Below are 16,764 nucleotides of genomic sequence, written 5' to 3' on the forward strand. Positions count from 1 at the left end.
TTAATGCGCTACTTCAAAACAGCGAACTCAGGCGATAGGCTTATCCCAAGTCCCGTTAAAACAAATCTCGCCTAATGCTTTACGCTTGCGCGGGGCGTTCTCGCGTTCCGCGACTTCCGGGCTGAAGCTAGCCGGGTCGGCCGCATAACCCACGGAAATCATCGCCATCAAGGTGAATTGTTCCGGCACATTGAAATCGGCCCGCGCCTTGGCGGCATCGAACCCGCCCATCTGGTGCGCCATCAATCCCAGAGCCTCGGCTTGCAGGCAAATGTTCTCCGCGGCAGCACCGGTGTCGTATTGAGCAAAGCGGTTAGGCTGGCCGTTGTGGTTGAACAAGGTATCCGCGATGGCAAGGATAAGAACCGGGGAGTCTTGCACCCAGCCTTGATTACCCGGAACCAGGCAGTCGAATCCGCGTTGCCAACTCGCCGCATCGGTGGTTTTATCCCAAACGATGAAGCGCCACGGTTGATCGCCGAAGCAGGACGGCGCCCAGCGCGCAGCTTCCAGCAGGCTGATGATCTGCTCACGGCTTACCGGTCTGGCAGCGTCATAAGCACGTCCGCTCCAGCGGTTGGCGATGACGTCATTGATGGATACTTGGGTCGTTGCAGGTTTTTTCATGCGTTTTCTTTCGTTGTTGTAGGTGGATCTAATCAGTCAAGCGCTCGAGGTCTTCCGGCGTGTCGATGTCCAGCAAGATACCGCGGTCGGTAATTTCGATATGTTGGGTCTGCATCTGGTCGCGCTGCAAAATCCGACGCCCGCCCTCGTCCCCGCTCAAAGCGGTCAGTTCGTCGTAATAGTGCCGGGAAAACCCAATCGGATGCCCACGCCTAGCGTTGAAGTACGGCGCGGCAAGCGCTGCACCGGCGGCTATTGCGGCATCGACCGCAGCAATTGCCGAGACCGGCACGCAAGGCATGTCGGCAAGACCTATCACCCAGCCGTTGGCACTGGCATTGGCAGCAACGCCGGCCCCCAGGCTCGCGCCCATCCCATCGTCGGCGCGTTCGCAGATGACAAACCCCAGGCGCTCCGGTCCATACTCCGCCTCCAGCAAGGCGCGCAGGGCAGCGCCTTGCCGACGCAGCACGATCGTCACGCGTTCGAACACTTCCAGCCATGGCCTGACCGCATGCACGATCAGCGGCGCTTCTCGGCCATCCAGCGAGAGGACGGTCGCGAGTTTTTCGCCGTCAAAGCGGCGGGCAGCGCCTGCAGCAAGGATGACGGCGGCGGGCATGACGTTCAGGCCAAGGTCGTTTTGTCGAACGGCATGCTGCGCAGACGCTTGCCGGTCAGGGCAAACACAGCATTGGCCACAGCAGGCGCAACCGGCGGTGTGCCGGGTTCGCCAATGCCGGTGGGCGCCGCTTCGCTCGGGACGATATGCACCTCGACCGTCGGCATCTCCGTGTACCGCAACGGTGGGTAGTTGTGGAAGTTGGACTGCTGCACGCGCCCCTTGTCCAGCGTGATTTCACCGTGCAACGCTGCCGACAAGCCGTACACCACCGCGCTTTCCAGCTGCTGGCGCACGCCGTCCGGGTTGACCACCCGGCCGCAATCGACAGCACACACCACGCGATGCACCCGCACCTTGCCGTCGTCGATGGAGACTTCCGCAACCTCGGCCACATAGCTTTCAAACGACTTGTGCACAGCAACGCCATAGGCACGCCCTGCAGGCAAGGGCTTGCCCCAACCGGCTTTTTCCGCAGCCAGGCGCAGTACGCCCTGATGACGCGGCGAACCTTCGAGCAAGTCAAGGCGGTAAGCCACCGGGTCTTGGCCGGCGAGATGCGCCATCTCGTCCATCATGGTCTCGACCACGAAAGCGGTATGCGAGTGGCCCACCGAGCGCCACCACAGCACGGGCACCTCATGACGCGGGCTGTGCAGGTCGACCTGCAGGTTGGGAATGGTGTACGGCAGGTCGGCAGCACCTTCGACGGATGTAGCATCGATACCGTCCTTGACCATGAAGCCCTCGAACGGCGTGCCGGTCGTGATGGACTGGCCGACGATGGTATGACGCCAAGCCACCGGTTTGCCGTCGGCACCGATGCCGGCCTCAATGCTGTCTACCCACATCGGGCGGTAGAAGCCCCCGTGGATGTCGTCTTCGCGCGTCCACATCACCTTGACCGGCTGCTTCAAGTGCTTGGCCACATGCATGGCTTCACCCACGAAGTCGGACACCGGATTGGCACGCCGACCGAAGCCGCCGCCCAGGAAAGTGGTATGAATTTGCACCTGCTCGGACTTGAGGCCGACGATCTTGGCCGCAGCCTCGCGGTCCACCGTCTGGAACTGCGTACCGGTCCAGATTTCGCAGCTGTCCTTGCGCAAATCCACCACGCAGTTGAGCGGCTCCATCGGTGCATGGGCGAGGTAAGGCACGGCGTAACTCGCACTGACGGTTTTGCCTGCCTCCTTGAGCGCCGACACCGCATCGCCGTGCTTATTGGCGACCTTGCCCGGCTGTTTTGCCAGGTCGGTGTATTCCGTCATGAGGCCAGCGGTGGACAACTGCCCGCCCGGGCCTTCGTCCCACTCCACTTCCAGCAAGTCGCGCGCCGTCTTGGCCGGCCAGAAACCGGTGGCAGCAACGGCAACGCCGGTCGGCACCTGGAACACCGCCTTCACGCCCGGCACCTTGCGCGCCTCATCGGCGTTGAAGCGTTTGACCTTGCCGCCGAACACAGGGCCGCGCGCAACGACCACGGTCAGCATGTTGGGCAAATACACATCCAGGCCGAACTGCGCCTTGCCGTTGACCTTTTCAGGGCTGTCGAGGCGTTTGGTACTCTTGCCGATCAGCTTGAAATCCTTGGGGTCCTTGAGCGGCACCACGGTCGGCGGCACCAGTTGGTTGGCTGCATCGGCCAGCTCGCCGTAGCTGAGTTTCTTGCCGCTCTTGTGCGTCACCACGCCGTTCTCGGCATGGCATTCGTCCACCGGCACCTGCCATTGGCGGGCTGCGGCTTGCACCAACATGATCCGCGCCGTGGCGCCGATGCGGCGCATCTGTTCCCAACTCGACGCCACGCTGGTACTGCCGCCGGTCAACTGGATGGGAAACACGGTGTGGTTATAGACGGGAGCCACTGGCGCGGATTCCACCTTGACCTTGCTCCAGTCGGCTTCGAGCTCTTCGTTAATAAGCATGGCGAGCGAGGTGTACACGCCCTGCCCCATTTCCGACTTGTTGATGAGCAGCGTCACCGTGTTATTCGGCGCGATTCGGATAAAGGCGTTGGGCGGATACTGAATCTGCTGTGCCGGCGCTTCTGCGGCGATAGCGCGGCCGCGCACGCCGGGTAGATAAAAGCCGATCACCAACCCGGCCGCACTAACGCCCGCAGCCTTGAGGAAACCGCGACGGGAAACGTTGATCTCGCTCATGCCGCACCGCCTTTCTTCAAGTCTTCAGCGGCTTGCTTGATGGCACTGTGAATACGGCCGTAGGTACCGCAACGGCAGATATTGCCGTTCATGGCCGTGGCGATCTGGTCGTCGCTAGGTTGCGGGTTTTGCTTGATCAACGCGGCGGCCGACATGATCTGGCCGGACTGGCAGTAGCCGCATTGCGGCACGTCCGCGTCCAGCCAGGCGGCTTGCAGCGCTTTGCCAGCCTGGGTTTCGCCGATGGCTTCGATGGTGGTGACTTGCTTGCCGGCAGCAGCGGAAAGCGGTGTCACACAGGAGCGAATCGCCTCGCCGTCGAGATGGATGGTACATGCGCCGCATTGCGCCATGCCGCAGCCGAACTTGGTGCCGGTCAGTTGCAGGTGGTCACGCAGCACCCACAGCAACGGAGTATTGGGATCGGCATCCACCTTGGTCGATTTGCCGTTGATGGTGAGAGAAATCATGGGTTCTCCGTTATTGATTAGAAGGTTTGTTTAGGTGTAACGCAGGCTGCTTCGCCTGCATTTAATTCAGTATCCCTGGCAGCGGATCGTGCCAGTCGCGCCCGTTCCTGAACTAGATGCGCCAGGATGGCGACGGCGATCTCGGGCGGCGTACGGCTGCCGATATCGAGTCCCACCGGGCCGTGCAGCCGTGCGATTTCCTGTGCACTCAGGTCGAACAGCGCCAGCCGTTCGCGACGCTTTTCGTTATTGCGTTGCGAACCCAACGCACCGACATAAAATGCCGGAGATTTTAGCGCTTCCAGCAGCGCCATGTCGTCCAGCTTGGGATCATGGGTAAGCGCTACCACGGCAGTTCGGACATCGACTTGCAGTTCCAGCACCACGTCGTCCGGCATACCTTTCACGATGCGGGTATCCGCGACATCCCACACCGAGGTGTATTCCTCGCGCGGGTCGCAGACGATCACTTCGTAATCCAATGCCAGGGCCATGCGCGCCAGATACGAGGAAGTCTGGCTGGCGCCGATGATGAGCAGACGCCAGCGCGGGCCGTGGACGGTCGTGAGCATTTCGCCATCGAAGACCAGGGCGGCGTCCGGGCCTGCCGGCATTAAATCGACAGATAGATTGGCCAGGTTCAATTGCCGGGCGGTGATCTGGTGACGCTCGACACGATGTAGCACGTCGCCCACCCAATACGCGTCCTGCACCGGCTCGACAACTAACTGCAAGGTCCCGCCGCATGGCAGGCCGAAACGCATGGCTTCCTCCTGCGTGACGCCGTAGGTCACGCCCTCGGCGCGATGCTCAGGCAAGCGGCCTTCGCGCGCCTTGCCGATGAGGTCGTCCTCGATGCAGCCGCCTGAGACCGAACCAACGGCAACCCCATCCTCGCGCAAGGCCAGCATTGCACCGGGGGGACGAGGGCTGGAGCCGAAAGTGCGTACCACCGTCGCCAGCCAGACGCGATGCCCTCCCGCACGCCAATCGCGTACGGCTTTCAGGACGGAAAGATCGACGCTATCCATTACGCCCCTAGCGCTGGATAGTCGGTGTAGCCATGACTATCGCCGCCGTAGAAGGTGTTCTGATCGGCTGTGTTGAGCGGCGCATCCTGGGCGAAGCGTTCCACAAGATCGGGGTTGGCAATGTAGGGCACGCCGAACGCAACGCAGTCGGCACGACCTTCGGCAATGGCCTGGTTGGCGCTCGATTTGGTGTAACTGCTGTTCGCCATATATAGGCCTTTGTAGGCGCGGCGCAATTCCTGATAATTGAACGCAGGCATTTCCTCGCCGCCGCCGATGCCGCCTTCCATCACGTGCAGGTAAGCCAGCCCGAAGGGGTTGAGCACTTCCGCCACGTGGTTGAACAGCGCTTGCGGATGGGAATCGCGCATGTCGTTGAAAGGGTTGATCGGCGAGATGCGCACGCCGACGCGGTCAGCGCCCCACACCTTGCACACGACGTTGACCACTTCGAGCAGCAAGCGCGAACGGTTGGGGATGGAGCCGCCGTACTGGTCGTCGCGGCGGTTGCTGCCGTCGCGCAGGAACTGGTCCAGCAGATAGCCGTTGGCAGAATGCACTTCCACGCCGTCGAAACCGGCTTCCATCGCGTTTTGCGCAGCCTTGCGGTAGTCCTCGATCACCCCCCCGATTTCTTCCAGCGTCAGCGCATGCGGCGTGACGAAGGGCTGCATGCCTTCCAGGGTGAAGGCCATGCCCTCGGGCTTGATGGCCGAAGGCGCCACCGGCAGGACATTGCCCGGCAGCAGCGAGGGATGCGAAATACGGCCCACGTGCCACAATTGCAGCACAATGCGCCCGCCCTTGGCGTGTACGGCGTCGGTCACCAGTTTCCAGCCGGCGACCTGTTCCGCGCTATGGATGCCCGGCGTCATAGGATAGCCCTGCGCCGTGGGCGAAATCTGCGTCGCCTCACTCACAATGAGCCCGGCCGAGGCACGCTGGGCGTAGTACTCGGCGTTGAGGGCGTGCGGCACGTTGCCGGCACCGGCGCGGTTGCGGGTCAGCGGGGCCATTACGATGCGATTGGGCATCTCGATGCGGCCCAGCCGCAGGGGAGAAAACAAATCCGTCATTGCGTACTCCTGTTAAAAATCCTATGGTGAAAGTCCTGTCGTTGAGGCAAACAAGCGGTGCTTGCTTGAAACGATACGAGGAGGCCGGGCTCGCGCCCGCCTCCTCAACTTTTGTTAAATCCTTGGCAGATCTTGATTACCAGGGCTTGAAATCCGGGTTGTTCTTCACGCCTTCGATAAACAGCGCAATCTCGATGTCGTTGCCGATCGGCCCGTTGGGCTGCGCCGCCCAGCCGAAGCCGAAATCCGACGCCTTGATGGTGGTATGCCCCTCGAAGCCCGCACGCTGACCGCCCCAGGGGTCCGGTCCAAAGCCCAGCACCTTGAACGGGAAGCTGATCTGCTTGGTCACGCCGTGCAGCGTCAGGTTGCCGGTGATCACGCCGGCGTCCTTGCCCGAAGCTTCCACCTTGGTGCTCTCGAAGCGCATGTCGGAGAAATGCGGTGCATCGAGATATTCCGGTTTCTCGCGGATGTGCTCGTCGCGCTTAGCGTTGCTGGTGTTGACCGACAACACGTTGATACGCGCTTCAACGCTGGATTTGGAGAGGTCGTTGCGGTCGATGACGATCTTGCCCTTGACGTCCGGGAAGGTGCCGGCGGTGCGCGAAACGACGTGGCGGATGGTGAAGTTGGCGAAGCTGTGGCTGTTGTCGATGCCGTAGATCTCGGCATCGGCCAGTGCGGCACCGGCCCACAGCATCAGGACGAGCGATGCGATTTTTTTCATGGTGTTTCCCCTATTGTTCTTAATAAGTCTTGGTGATGAATGTGGCAGGTCGATTACTTACCGCGCTGGAAACGCGCTGCGGTCTCGGCCACGCGGCGGCCCAAGTGCTCGGCGGTCTTAAGGTCGCTGGCAATCGGCCCGGCTTCCGGCCCTTGATCGGCGTTGGATTGCGCCATGGCGCCCAGGAAACTGCCCAGGCGGTTCAAGTCGTCCACCGAGCCCTTGCTGTTGTTGTTGCCGGGCATCAAGCCCGTGCCTACCCAGATCATGCTATGCTGGGCGGCGAAGATCGCCAGTTGGGTCAGCGTGCTCAGCTTGTCGCCGCTTTGGCTCGCAGAATTGGTGAAGCCGGCGGCGATCTTGTCTTTCCATTCCTGGGAAAACCAAAGCTTGGAACTCGCATCCATGAACATCTTGAACTGGGCGGAGGCGCTGCCCATGTAGGTCGGAGCGCCGAAAATAATGCCGTCGGCATCGTTCAGCGTTTGCCAGTCGGCATCGGCGATCTTGCCCTCGGCATTCACGGCGATCAGCGTGGCTGTCGTATCCGCTGCACTTTGCGCACCGCGCAGCACGGCCTTGGCTTGTTCCGCGGTATGGCCGTAGCCGCTATGGTAGATCACTGCAATCTTGGTCATGACGTGTTCCTCTTGTTGTTAATGCCGATTAAGTTAGGTTCAAAAAGAAAGATTTAAAGGTAGGTCAGGCCAAATCGAACAGCAGCACTTCCGCAGCTTTTCCGCCGGCCAGGCGAATCTCCGGTTCGCCCTCGATGGTCGCGCCGTCGCCGGCTTCCAGGCGCTGGCCGTTGAGTTCCACCGAACCGTGCGCCACCTGCAGATATCCGGCACGACCGGGGCCGAAGGCATGGCTTGCCTCGTCGAATTCATCGAACAGCCCCGCATACAGCAATGCATCCTGATGCACCGTCACCGAACCCTCGCGCCCATCCGGCGAGGCTACGACGCGCAACTTGCCTTGCTTTTCTTCCGGGACGAACAGGGTTTGTTCGTACGATGGCTCGAGCCCGCGCCGGGCGGGCAAAATCCATATCTGGAGGAAATGCACCGGCTCGCTCGCGGAGTGATTGAATTCGCTATGCCGGATGCCCGTGCCGGCCGACATACGCTGTACTTCGCCGTACCGCATGACGCTGCCGTTGCCCAAACTATCCTTATGCTCCAGCGCGCCACTCAGGACATAAGTGACGATTTCCATATCCTGGTGGCCGTGCGTGCCGAACCCCTTGCCGGACGCCACGGTATCGTCATTGATCACGCGCAGGCTGCGAAAACCCATATAGGCAGGGTCGTGATAATCGGCAAATGAAAACGTATGCCATGAATCGAGCCATCCATGCTCGGCGTGACCGCGTTCGCGTGCTTTTCGAATCCGGATCATTTAGCGCACCATATTCAAAAATTTGTTGCTATATTAGACGTGCACTTAGCGCAATTAAAGCGAATAATTCAGAGCATCTTATTCAAATTTTTTAAACATGAAAATCAGCCTCGACGCCCTGCTCATTCTCGACGCCATCGACCGGCGCGGCAGCTTTGCCGGTGCGGCTGAAGAACTGTTTCGCGTGCCGTCCTCGGTCACCTATAGCGTGCAAAAGCTGGAACAGGATTTGGGCGTGTCATTGTTTGACCGTTCCGGGCATCGCGCCGTTCTCACCGAAGCCGGCGAAGAACTCCTGCGCGAAGGCCGACACCTGCTGACAGCGGCAGGCGAGCTGGAGGCGCGAGTAAAGCGCGTCGCATCGGGCTATGAAGCCGAGTTGCGTATTGCGGTAAGTGATTTGGTAGATATGGAACGGCTCTATCCCATCATCGAGGCGTTCTACGCACAAAACTGCGGCACGCGGTTGTACTTGCTCAAGGAAGTCTATGGCGGCACCTGGGACGCGCTGGCGACCGGTCGTGCCGATATCGCCATTGGCGCGCCCAGCGACGGCCCAACGGGTGGTGGTTATTCGACCCATTTGCTGGGCATGCTGGAATTTGTCTATGCCGTAGCACCGCATCACCCGCTCGCCGATCTACCGGAGCCGCTCAGTCCGTGCGATATCGCCGGTTACCGGGCAGTCGCAGCTGCCGACAGCTCGCGCAACCTGCCGCCGCGCACCTCCGGCATCTTGACCGGACAGGACGTGTTCACCGTGCCCGACATGCAAGCCAAAGTGCTGGCCCAAATTCACGGCCTGGGCAGCGGCTACCTGGTCAAAAACGTCGCCATGCATTATGCGGCACAGGGCAGGCTCGTCATCAAGCAAGTCGCCGAACCCAAGCAGGACGTGCAGTTTTTCCTGGCTTGGCGCAGCCGCCAGCGCGGCCGTTCGCTGCAATGGTTTATCGAAGAACTCAAGCAGCGCAGCATCGGGGATTTGAGCTGGTGACGACCGCGACGCATTCCTCACCGCGCAGCGTTGCTTCGCCCCAAGGCGCTTGTAAAATAGCCGAATCCCATCCTTATCCGGACATCATGAACCAGGACCATTTTCCAGAAGAACTCAACGTCATCAACCGCTTCGCCATTCAGGCCATGCTGTGGCTCAACGGTATTGCACACCTCATTATCGGGCTGGCGCTGGCCGTCTCGGTGCTGATGTTCACCTGGGTATTTTTCCAGGATGTGCACGAGGCCGCCACCGCACACAATCTGGTGCATGGCTTCCTGCACGCGCTTGGTACCTTGATGCTGCTGTGGACGATTTCCGCGCTGATTACCGCCGAAATCCGCTACCTGCGCGGCAGTAAGCTCGAGATCGATACTTTCGTGGAGGTTGCCATGGTGGTGATGGTGCGCAAGCTCATCGTGTTGCCGGTACAGGATTCTTCCCCCAGCTGGGAGGAAGTCATGATGTGGGTAGGGGGTGCGCTGCTGCTGGGGCTGATGTTCCTGGTGGTGCGCTGGTCGCAGTGCTTCGACATTAACGGACGCGGTACCCCACGCCGCGATCAGGCCTGATCGTGCCAACGGCGCTGCCTCCGCTTTTTCTCACCGCGCAAATTCGCGCATCCGAGCGTCGCCATAGCAGTGCCGGCCTCATGGAAAAGGCAGGACTTGCGGCCGCGGATCTCGCTCGCAAGCTCATCGGCACCGGCAAGTGTGTGCTGGTCCTGGCCGGGCCGGGCAACAATGGCGGCGATGGTTTGGTCGCGGCGCGGTGGCTTAAGGAGCGGGGATTTTCAGTAGCCGTCGTTTTCAGCGGGAGTGCCACCAACCTGCCGCCTGACGCAAAGGCCGCCCACGACCAATGGGCAGCAGCAGGCGGGACGACACTGACAGAACTGCCGCAAGGTGATTTCGACCTCGTCATCGATGCATTATTCGGCATCGGTCTTGCTCGCGCTCCTGAAGGCATTTATCCCAAACTGATCGAATACATCAACGCCCAACCGGCGCCGGTGTTGGCGCTGGACATTCCTACCGGCCTGGATGCCGACACGGGGCGGGTAAATGGCCTTGCCGTCGAAGCCGACCATACCCTTACCTTCATCGGACTCAAGCCGGGGCTGTTTACCCTGGAAGGGCCGGACCATGCAGGCGAAGTGCATCTCGCCGACCTGGGCGTGCCGGCTGGGGAAGAGGTTGCTGGCTTTTTGATGGACAAGCCGCCGTGCCTGCCGCCCCGTCGTCGCAAAAACTCGCACAAGGGCAGCTACGGCGATGTCGCCGTGATCGGCGGCGCGGAAACCATGGTAGGCGCGGCCTTTATGGCAGCGCGCGCTGCCTTGCTCATGGGATCGGGCCGCGTGTTCGTCGGCTTGCTGGCCCAGCACGCGCCGACCGTCGACTTGCGCCAACCCGAACTGATGGTGCGTCAAGCGGCCAGTGTGGTCGCGCTCGAGCACCTGGACGTGCTGATCGTCGGACCCGGCCTCGGTCGATCCCCTGCCGCCCACGACTTATTGGCGCAAGCCTTGCAGCATTCCGCCGCCCTGGTACTGGACGCCGACGCGCTCAACCTGATCGCCGCCACGCCCGAGCTTCAAGCACTGCTGCGGCAGCGCCGTCCCGGCTCGACCGTCATCACGCCGCATCCGGGAGAAGCGGCTACGCTATTACACACCGATACCGCCGCCGTGCAAGCCGATCGCGTCGCCGCAGCCTGCCGACTCGCCTCAAGCTTCAATGCCGTGACCGTGCTCAAGGGCTGCGGCAGCCTTGTCGCAACGCCAGACGGGCGCTGGTTCCTCAACACCAGCGGCAATCCGGGCATGGCAGCAGCGGGCATGGGCGATGTATTGGCCGGCATCATCGGCGGGCTGATCGCACAGAGGCTGGACGCCGAATCTGCCACGCTAGTCGGCGTGCATCTGCACGGTGCGGCGGGCGATGCGCTGGTCGCAGACGGCATCGGCCCGGTCGGGCTGACGGCCTCCGAAGTGGCGCAGGAAGCGCGCAACCTGCTCAATCTATGGATGAAAACGAATGGATGACCACTTGATGGAATCCGCCCCGACCATGCATCAAACCCTGCAAAACATCATCGCCGCGTGTAACCGCGTCATCCTCGGCAAGGAGCCGCAGATCCGGCTGGCGCTGGCCTGCATCCTTGCACGCGGGCATTTGCTCATCGAGGATTTGCCGGGCATGGGCAAGACAACGTTGGCGCATACCCTGGCGCAGGTGCTGGGGCTGGAATTCCGCCGCGTGCAATTTACGAGTGATTTATTGCCGGCCGATATCCTCGGCGTCTCGGTGTACGACCGCAACGCGGCGGCGTTCAAGTTCCACCCCGGCCCGGTGTTCACCCACGTGCTGCTGGCCGACGAGGTCAACCGCGCCACGCCCAAGACGCAAAGCGCACTGCTGGAGGTGATGGAAGAACGCCAGATGACCATGGAAGGGGAAACGCGCAAGCTGCCGGAACCGTTCTTCGTCATCGCCACGCAAAATCCGACGACCCACATCGGCACCTTTCCGCTGCCGGAATCGCAGCTCGACCGCTTTCTCATGCGCATCCGGCTGGGTTATCCCGACGCCCGTTCCGAGCGGCATTTGCTGGCGGCCCAGGGCGGCCGGGCCATTCTGCCCACCGCAGCGGCCGTGACCGACGCAGCGGGATTGATTCGCCTGCAAGCCGCCGTTACAGAAATCCGCGTGGCCGATGCCCTGCTCGACTACCTGCAAGCCTTGCTGGAAGCCAGCCGCCGCGACCCGCGCCTCGAAATGGGCTTGAGTCCCCGTGCCGGCCTCGCCCTCAAGCAAGCCGCCCAAGCCTGGGCGCTGATGCAAGGCCGCGATTTCGCCATTCCCGAAGACGTTCAAGCCGTGCTGCCCAGCGTGGCCGGCCATCGTCTCATCAATGCCGAGGGCGGTCCTGCAGACGCTTCAGTCTTGTTGAATTCGGTGGCGATTCCCTAAGGGCGAGCCCGTTTCCCTCCATCGTTAAGGATAACCTTCCATGAAACCCTGGCTGACCTATGCCTTTACGGCCATGCTATTCGCGGGGGTGACCACCGTGATCGCCAAGCATGGGCTCAACGGCATTACTGGCGAGATGGGCGTGGTGCTGCGCTCGCTCTACGTGGCGCTGTTCGTCGGCACGTTTGCGGTATTTTTCGTCCCCATGGGCGAGTGGCAAACCGTGCAACGTGAAAACCTGTTCTGGCTGGCGATTTCGAGCTTCACCACGGCCGTCTCGTGGATCTACTTCTACAAGGCGTTGAAGGAGGGCGACATCGCCACCGTCACCCTCATCGACAAGGGCAGCACCGTGGTCGCCATCGTGCTGGCCTGGCTGATCTTCAAGGAGGCCATCACCTTGCGCATCGCCCTGGGTGCGGGCCTCATCATCGCCGGGTTGTTGGTGATCTCCCGACGCTGATGGCGAGTCTGTTCCGCAACTGGCGCAGCCTGCTGCGCACCGCGCGCCAACGCCAGGACCGGGCCACGCTGGATCGGCGCCATGTCTATATCCTGCCCACCCGTTCCGGCCTCTTGTTCGGGCTCATCCTGCTAGGCATGCTGCTGGGCGCGATGAACTACACCCTGAGCCTGGGGTTCGTGCTGGTGTTCTGGCTGGGCGGGCTTTCCGTGGTAGCCATGCTGCACACCTGGCGCAACCTCGCGCATTTGGTAGTGACGCCGGGCCGCGTCAAGCCGGTATTTGCGGGAGAAACGGCCGAGTTCCATTTCGTCCTCAAGGAGCATCATCACCGCACGCGGCACGCCATCGGTCTGCAACGCGGCGAAGATCCTCCTGCACTGGACGATGTACCTGCCGACGGCGAGATAGATATTTGCCTACCGGTGCCCGCCTCCCGGCGCGGTTGGCTCAAGCCCGGCCGCATCAGCGTGTTCACGCAGTTTCCGCTTGGGCTGTTCCACGCCTGGGGCTATGTCGAGCTGGATATGGCATGCCTGGTCTACCCGCACCCGGCCCCGCCGGGATCGCTATTGCCGCCGACGTCGCTCGAAGCCAAATCGCGCGGCAGCCATATCGCCGGGGGCGAGGAAGATTTTTCCGGTTTGCGCGGCTACAAGCTGGGCGACTCCATGCGCCGCATCGACTGGAAAGCCTCTGCGCGCGAACAAGGCCTGTACACCAAGGAGTTTCAAGGCGAAGGCCAGCAGGTCCTGTGGCTGAGCTGGGACATGACCGCCGGACGCGATACCGAAGGACGTGTCTCCTTGCTGGCACGCTGGGTGCTGGATGCGCATGACGCCGGGCTGGCCTGGGGATTGCAACTGCCCGCTGTCACCTTGCCGCCGCAAAGCGGCGACGGTCACCTGCACGAATGTTTGAAAGCGCTGGCGTTGCTGGGGAGCTCCGATGTCTTCTAGAGCAGCCCAACTTGTAGCGCAGGCGGCCTCGCCTGCATCGCAGAGCTTCAATCAATTCTGCAGAGCTGCAGGCGAGGCCGCCTGCGCTACAGTTTGGAGGCTTGCGGCATGACGGAGCAAAAGCTCATGCTGCATCTGCGCTGGCTGCTGCGCGCCCTGGCATTGGTGCTGGCGCCCTTCATGTTCCAGCTCACCCCTTGGGTGCCCCTCATGGCCTTGCTGCTCGGCATTTGGCGTTACTGGCTCGCCTACCGTCAGCAGCCCTTGCCCGGCATGAAAATCCTGGCGCCGCTAACCATCGTCGGCGCCTTAGGCATCCTTGCCAGCCACGGCGGCATTTTCGGGCGCGACGCCGGCGTGGCACTGCTGGTCCTAATGGCGGCGCTCAAGACCATGGAAACCCGCACCCGACGGGATATTACGCTGGCCGTGTTCCTCGGCTATTTTCTCTGCGTATGCGTGTTCCTGTTCACGCAATCCATCCTGGTGGCGGGCTATATCGTCGTACCGCTCGTCATGCTCACCGCTACCCTGGTCAGCCTGAGCCAGCCGGGTGGCGGGTTATCTGGAGGAGCCAAGCTCAAACTGGCCGGCCTGATGCTGATGCAGGCGGTGCCGGTGATGTTGGTGCTGTTCGTGCTGTTCCCCCGCGTGCCCGGCCCGTTGTGGGGATTGCCGGAGGACATGGCACGCGGCCAGACGGGGCTTTCGGAAGATATGTCGCCGGGCAGCATCAGCGAATTGTCGAAGTCCGACGCGGTAGCTTTCCGCGCCGTGTTCAAGGGACAAGTGCCGGAATCGTCCAAGCTGTACTGGCGCGGGCCAGTGTTCTGGCACTACGACGGCCGCACCTGGCGCGCAGGCCAGCCGCCAAAACCGGCGGGCGAAACCCACCTCCAGCCGCTCACCGCACCGATGGAATACACGGTGACGCTGGAGCCGCACAATAAATCCTGGCTGTTTTTCCTGGATCTCCCGACGCACTGGCAAACCGCCGGGCAACTCACGGCGGATTACCAGGTTTTATCCCGTGAGCCGGTGCGACAACGACTGCGCTATGACGCGGCCTCGACCCTGCATTATCTGGAACGCAGCCAGCTGGATGCGACGACACGCCATCGCGCCTTGCAACTGCCCACCGTCGGCAACCCGAAAACGCGCCAGCTCGCCGCGCAATGGAAAGCGGAATCGCCGACGCCGCAGGCCATTATTCAACGTGCACTCCAGATGTACCGCGACGGCTTCACCTACACGCTCAACCCGCCGCAATTGGGCGCAAGCCCCATCGACGGTTTTTTGTTCGATACCAAGCGCGGTTTTTGCGAACACTTTGCCGGCAGCTTCGTCTTTCTCATGCGTGCCGCCGGCATCCCGGCTCGCGTCGTCACCGGCTACCAGGGCGGGCAGAGCAACCCCATGAGCGATTACCTCATCGTACGGCAATCCGACGCCCACGCCTGGGCCGAAGTCTGGCTGCAGGACGAAGGCTGGATTCGCATCGATCCCACCGCGGCTGTGGCGCCTCAACGGGTCGAACGCGGCATCGCCGCCGCCATTCCCGCCACCGAGCCACTCCCCGCCCTCGCTCGCCCGGAACTCACCTGGATTAAGCGTTTCAACCTGGGATGGGACGCCGTCAACAACGGCTGGAACCAGTGGGTGCTGGGCTACAACGACCAGCGCCAGGCCGCGTTTCTGTCCAAACTCGCCGGAACCAAGGTGGATTGGGGCGACATGGCGCGCTGGCTGGTGATCCTGCTGAGCCTGGTTGTCGCAGCCATCGCCGGACTCATGCTGCGGAACATGCCCCGGCAAACCGATCCGGTACAGCGGCAATGGCTGCGCTTCGTCGAAAAGCTCGCACGCGTCGGCATCGTGCCGAAACCGGCCGAAGGCCCCAAGGATTTCGCCGCGCGCGCCGCCTTGCAATTGCCGGGCAAACAAGCCGCAATCGAGCACATCACCCGACTGTACCTGCAATCGCGCTATGGCGGCAGGAAGGGATTGGCGGACCTGCACCGCCGCGTGCGGGAGTTCCAGCCGCGATGAAATGGTATTGGGGAATTGCGGGCAGCTTTCTGCTCGTGCTGGTCGGCCTGATGCTCGGCAAGAAACTTACATCGACCGTCCTGGCGATTTACCTCGCGGCCAGCCTGTTCGCCTACCTCGTTTACGCCTACGACAAATCCGCCGCGAGACGGCAACAGTGGCGCATCCCGGAACGCAACCTGCACCTGATTGCCCTAATAGGCGGCTGGCCCGGCGCCTTGCTGGCGCAGCAGCGCTTGCGGCACAAATCGAAAAAAGGGGAATTCCTGCTGGTGTTCTGGGCGACCGTCGCCCTCAATTGCGGACTGTTGTGGTGGTGGGTGCGATAAAATCCGCTTTTTATCCATCGCGAAACATCTTGGACGCCGACACCCAACAACAGCAAGACGAACACTACATCCGCCTCGCCCTTGAGCTCGCCCGCCAAGCCGAACAAGCCGGGGAAGTGCCGGTAGGCGCCATTGTCGTCAAGGATGGCGAAATCGTCGGCAAAGGCTACAACGCACCGATCTCAGGCCACGACCCCACCGCCCACGCCGAGATCCAGGCCATGCGCGACGCCGCGCAAAAACTGGGCAATTACCGCCTCGTCGGCTGCACCCTCTATGTCACCCTGGAACCTTGCGCGATGTGCAGCGGGGCCATCCAGCACGCCCGGATCGCCCGGCTGGTTTTCGGCGCTTCAGATCCCAAGACCGGCTGCTGCGGCAGTGTGATTAATTTAATGGACGAAGCGCGGCTTAACCATCACTGCGAGGCGACGGGCGGCGTGCTGACTGAGGAATGCGGGAAGGTGTTGTCAGCGTTTTTTGCCGGGCGGCGCAAAAAATAGACAGTTGGGATAGCCTAGAGAATCACTGTAAACGTTAGGCTGAACAACGGACAGTAGCGCTGCTCCATCGCACCGCCCGTTGCGATTAAATTACGTAGATACTGCTCGCCGAGAGGTTTGCGGCGCCTACCAATGTCGCAAATTGCACCGCATCAGCCGCGCCATTACCATCCTCGTCGTAGTAGAGCGCTCCCGTCAGAGTATTGAACAAGATATGCTGGTCAGCTGTGGTTGCAACAGGCATGCCGGCGCTGGCCAAAAATTGATTTGCACCGAGGGTATGGTCCAGGTTGATGCTGGAAATAGCGCTGAATATCGAGGAATCAAGCTGCATGTGATCCACGCCCACGGCGAAATCAGTGATGTT

The 16,764-nt window shown here is 61.7% G+C and carries 18 protein-coding genes and 1 pseudogene; 9 read left to right on the forward strand and 10 right to left on the reverse strand.

From position 1 onward, the window contains the following. Positions 1-27 precede the first annotated feature (27 nt). The 9 genes from NMK_RS16675 to NMK_RS16715 all read right to left on the reverse strand — a co-directional run bounded on the left by NMK_RS16675 (position 28) and on the right by NMK_RS16715 (position 8,122). Positions 28-627, reverse strand: a complete 600-nt coding sequence (locus NMK_RS16675) for a nitroreductase family protein (RefSeq protein WP_109016910.1) — start codon at positions 625-627, stop codon at positions 28-30. A 28-nt stretch (positions 628-655) separates the two neighbouring features. Further along, positions 656-1,249 carry a nucleotidyltransferase family protein gene (locus tag NMK_RS16680; RefSeq protein ID WP_109016911.1) on the reverse strand — a complete coding sequence of 198 codons (594 nt, stop codon included), beginning with the start codon at positions 1,247-1,249 and terminating at the stop codon, positions 656-658. Between the two features lie 5 nt (positions 1,250-1,254). Beyond that, positions 1,255-3,414 carry a xanthine dehydrogenase family protein molybdopterin-binding subunit gene (locus NMK_RS16685; RefSeq protein ID WP_109016912.1) on the reverse strand — a complete coding sequence of 720 codons (2,160 nt, stop codon included), beginning with the start codon at positions 3,412-3,414 and terminating at the stop codon, positions 1,255-1,257. Next, a complete protein-coding gene (locus NMK_RS16690; protein ID WP_109016913.1) occupies positions 3,411-3,884 on the reverse strand; it encodes a (2Fe-2S)-binding protein in 474 nt (157 codons plus the stop codon). The genes NMK_RS16685 and NMK_RS16690 overlap by 4 nt, the downstream gene beginning before the upstream one ends. 17 nt (positions 3,885-3,901) lie before the next feature. Further along, positions 3,902-4,915, reverse strand: coding sequence for an XdhC family protein (locus NMK_RS16695; RefSeq protein ID WP_109016914.1), 1,014 nt, complete (start codon positions 4,913-4,915; stop codon positions 3,902-3,904). After that, positions 4,915-5,991, reverse strand: a complete 1,077-nt coding sequence (locus tag NMK_RS16700; RefSeq protein ID WP_109016915.1) for an alkene reductase — start codon at positions 5,989-5,991, stop codon at positions 4,915-4,917. Before NMK_RS16700 ends, NMK_RS16695 begins: the two co-directional genes overlap by 1 nt. A gap of 136 nt (positions 5,992-6,127) precedes the next feature. Then, the gene (locus NMK_RS16705; protein WP_109016916.1) at positions 6,128-6,721 is read right to left on the reverse strand and encodes a YceI family protein; all 594 of its coding nucleotides are present in this window, start codon (positions 6,719-6,721) and stop codon (positions 6,128-6,130) included. 53 nt (positions 6,722-6,774) lie between these two features. After that, positions 6,775-7,359: a flavodoxin family protein gene (locus tag NMK_RS16710; protein ID WP_109016917.1), complete on the reverse strand. Its 585-nt coding sequence runs from the start codon at positions 7,357-7,359 to the stop codon at positions 6,775-6,777. Between the two features lie 64 nt (positions 7,360-7,423). Then, positions 7,424-8,122 carry a pirin family protein gene (locus NMK_RS16715; RefSeq protein WP_109016918.1) on the reverse strand — a complete coding sequence of 233 codons (699 nt, stop codon included), beginning with the start codon at positions 8,120-8,122 and terminating at the stop codon, positions 7,424-7,426. A 97-nt stretch (positions 8,123-8,219) separates the two neighbouring features. On the opposite strand from NMK_RS16715, the gene NMK_RS16720 reads away from it, so the two are divergent. The 9 genes from NMK_RS16720 to tadA all read left to right on the forward strand — a co-directional run bounded on the left by NMK_RS16720 (position 8,220) and on the right by tadA (position 16,397). After that, a complete protein-coding gene (locus NMK_RS16720; protein ID WP_109016919.1) occupies positions 8,220-9,119 on the forward strand; it encodes a LysR family transcriptional regulator in 900 nt (299 codons plus the stop codon). An 86-nt stretch (positions 9,120-9,205) separates the two neighbouring features. Then, complete coding sequence (locus NMK_RS16725) at positions 9,206-9,691, forward strand: phosphate-starvation-inducible PsiE family protein (protein WP_109016920.1); 486 nt, start codon at positions 9,206-9,208, stop codon at positions 9,689-9,691. A 2-nt stretch (positions 9,692-9,693) separates the two neighbouring features. Next, positions 9,694-11,166: an NAD(P)H-hydrate dehydratase gene (locus tag NMK_RS16730; protein ID WP_227871547.1), complete on the forward strand. Its 1,473-nt coding sequence runs from the start codon at positions 9,694-9,696 to the stop codon at positions 11,164-11,166. Positions 11,167-11,191: 25 nt separating this feature from the next. Further along, on the forward strand, positions 11,192-12,094 hold the full coding sequence (locus NMK_RS16735) for an AAA family ATPase (RefSeq protein ID WP_109016927.1): 903 nt from the start codon (positions 11,192-11,194) through the stop codon (positions 12,092-12,094). A gap of 40 nt (positions 12,095-12,134) precedes the next feature. Beyond that, positions 12,135-12,557 carry an EamA family transporter gene (locus tag NMK_RS16740; RefSeq protein ID WP_109016921.1) on the forward strand — a complete coding sequence of 141 codons (423 nt, stop codon included), beginning with the start codon at positions 12,135-12,137 and terminating at the stop codon, positions 12,555-12,557. Continuing rightward, positions 12,557-13,516, forward strand: coding sequence for a DUF58 domain-containing protein (locus tag NMK_RS16745; protein WP_109016922.1), 960 nt, complete (start codon positions 12,557-12,559; stop codon positions 13,514-13,516). The genes NMK_RS16740 and NMK_RS16745 overlap by 1 nt, the downstream gene beginning before the upstream one ends. Positions 13,517-13,624: 108 nt before the next feature. Then, the gene (locus NMK_RS16750; protein ID WP_109016923.1) at positions 13,625-15,565 is read left to right on the forward strand and encodes a transglutaminase TgpA family protein; all 1,941 of its coding nucleotides are present in this window, start codon (positions 13,625-13,627) and stop codon (positions 15,563-15,565) included. Next, positions 15,562-15,894: a DUF1294 domain-containing protein gene (locus NMK_RS16755; protein WP_109016924.1), complete on the forward strand. Its 333-nt coding sequence runs from the start codon at positions 15,562-15,564 to the stop codon at positions 15,892-15,894. The genes NMK_RS16750 and NMK_RS16755 overlap by 4 nt, the downstream gene beginning before the upstream one ends. Before the next feature lie 29 nt (positions 15,895-15,923). Next, positions 15,924-16,397, forward strand: a complete 474-nt coding sequence (gene tadA, locus NMK_RS16760) for a tRNA adenosine(34) deaminase TadA (RefSeq protein WP_109016928.1) — start codon at positions 15,924-15,926, stop codon at positions 16,395-16,397. A gap of 85 nt (positions 16,398-16,482) precedes the next feature. Here the strand turns inward: tadA and NMK_RS18590 are convergent. Next, positions 16,483-16,764: pseudogene (locus tag NMK_RS18590) on the reverse strand (hypothetical protein); the annotation flags it as partial.

This window comes from Novimethylophilus kurashikiensis, from assembly GCF_003112435.1.
GTDB classification, from domain to species: Bacteria; Pseudomonadota; Gammaproteobacteria; order Burkholderiales; family Methylophilaceae; genus Novimethylophilus; species Novimethylophilus kurashikiensis.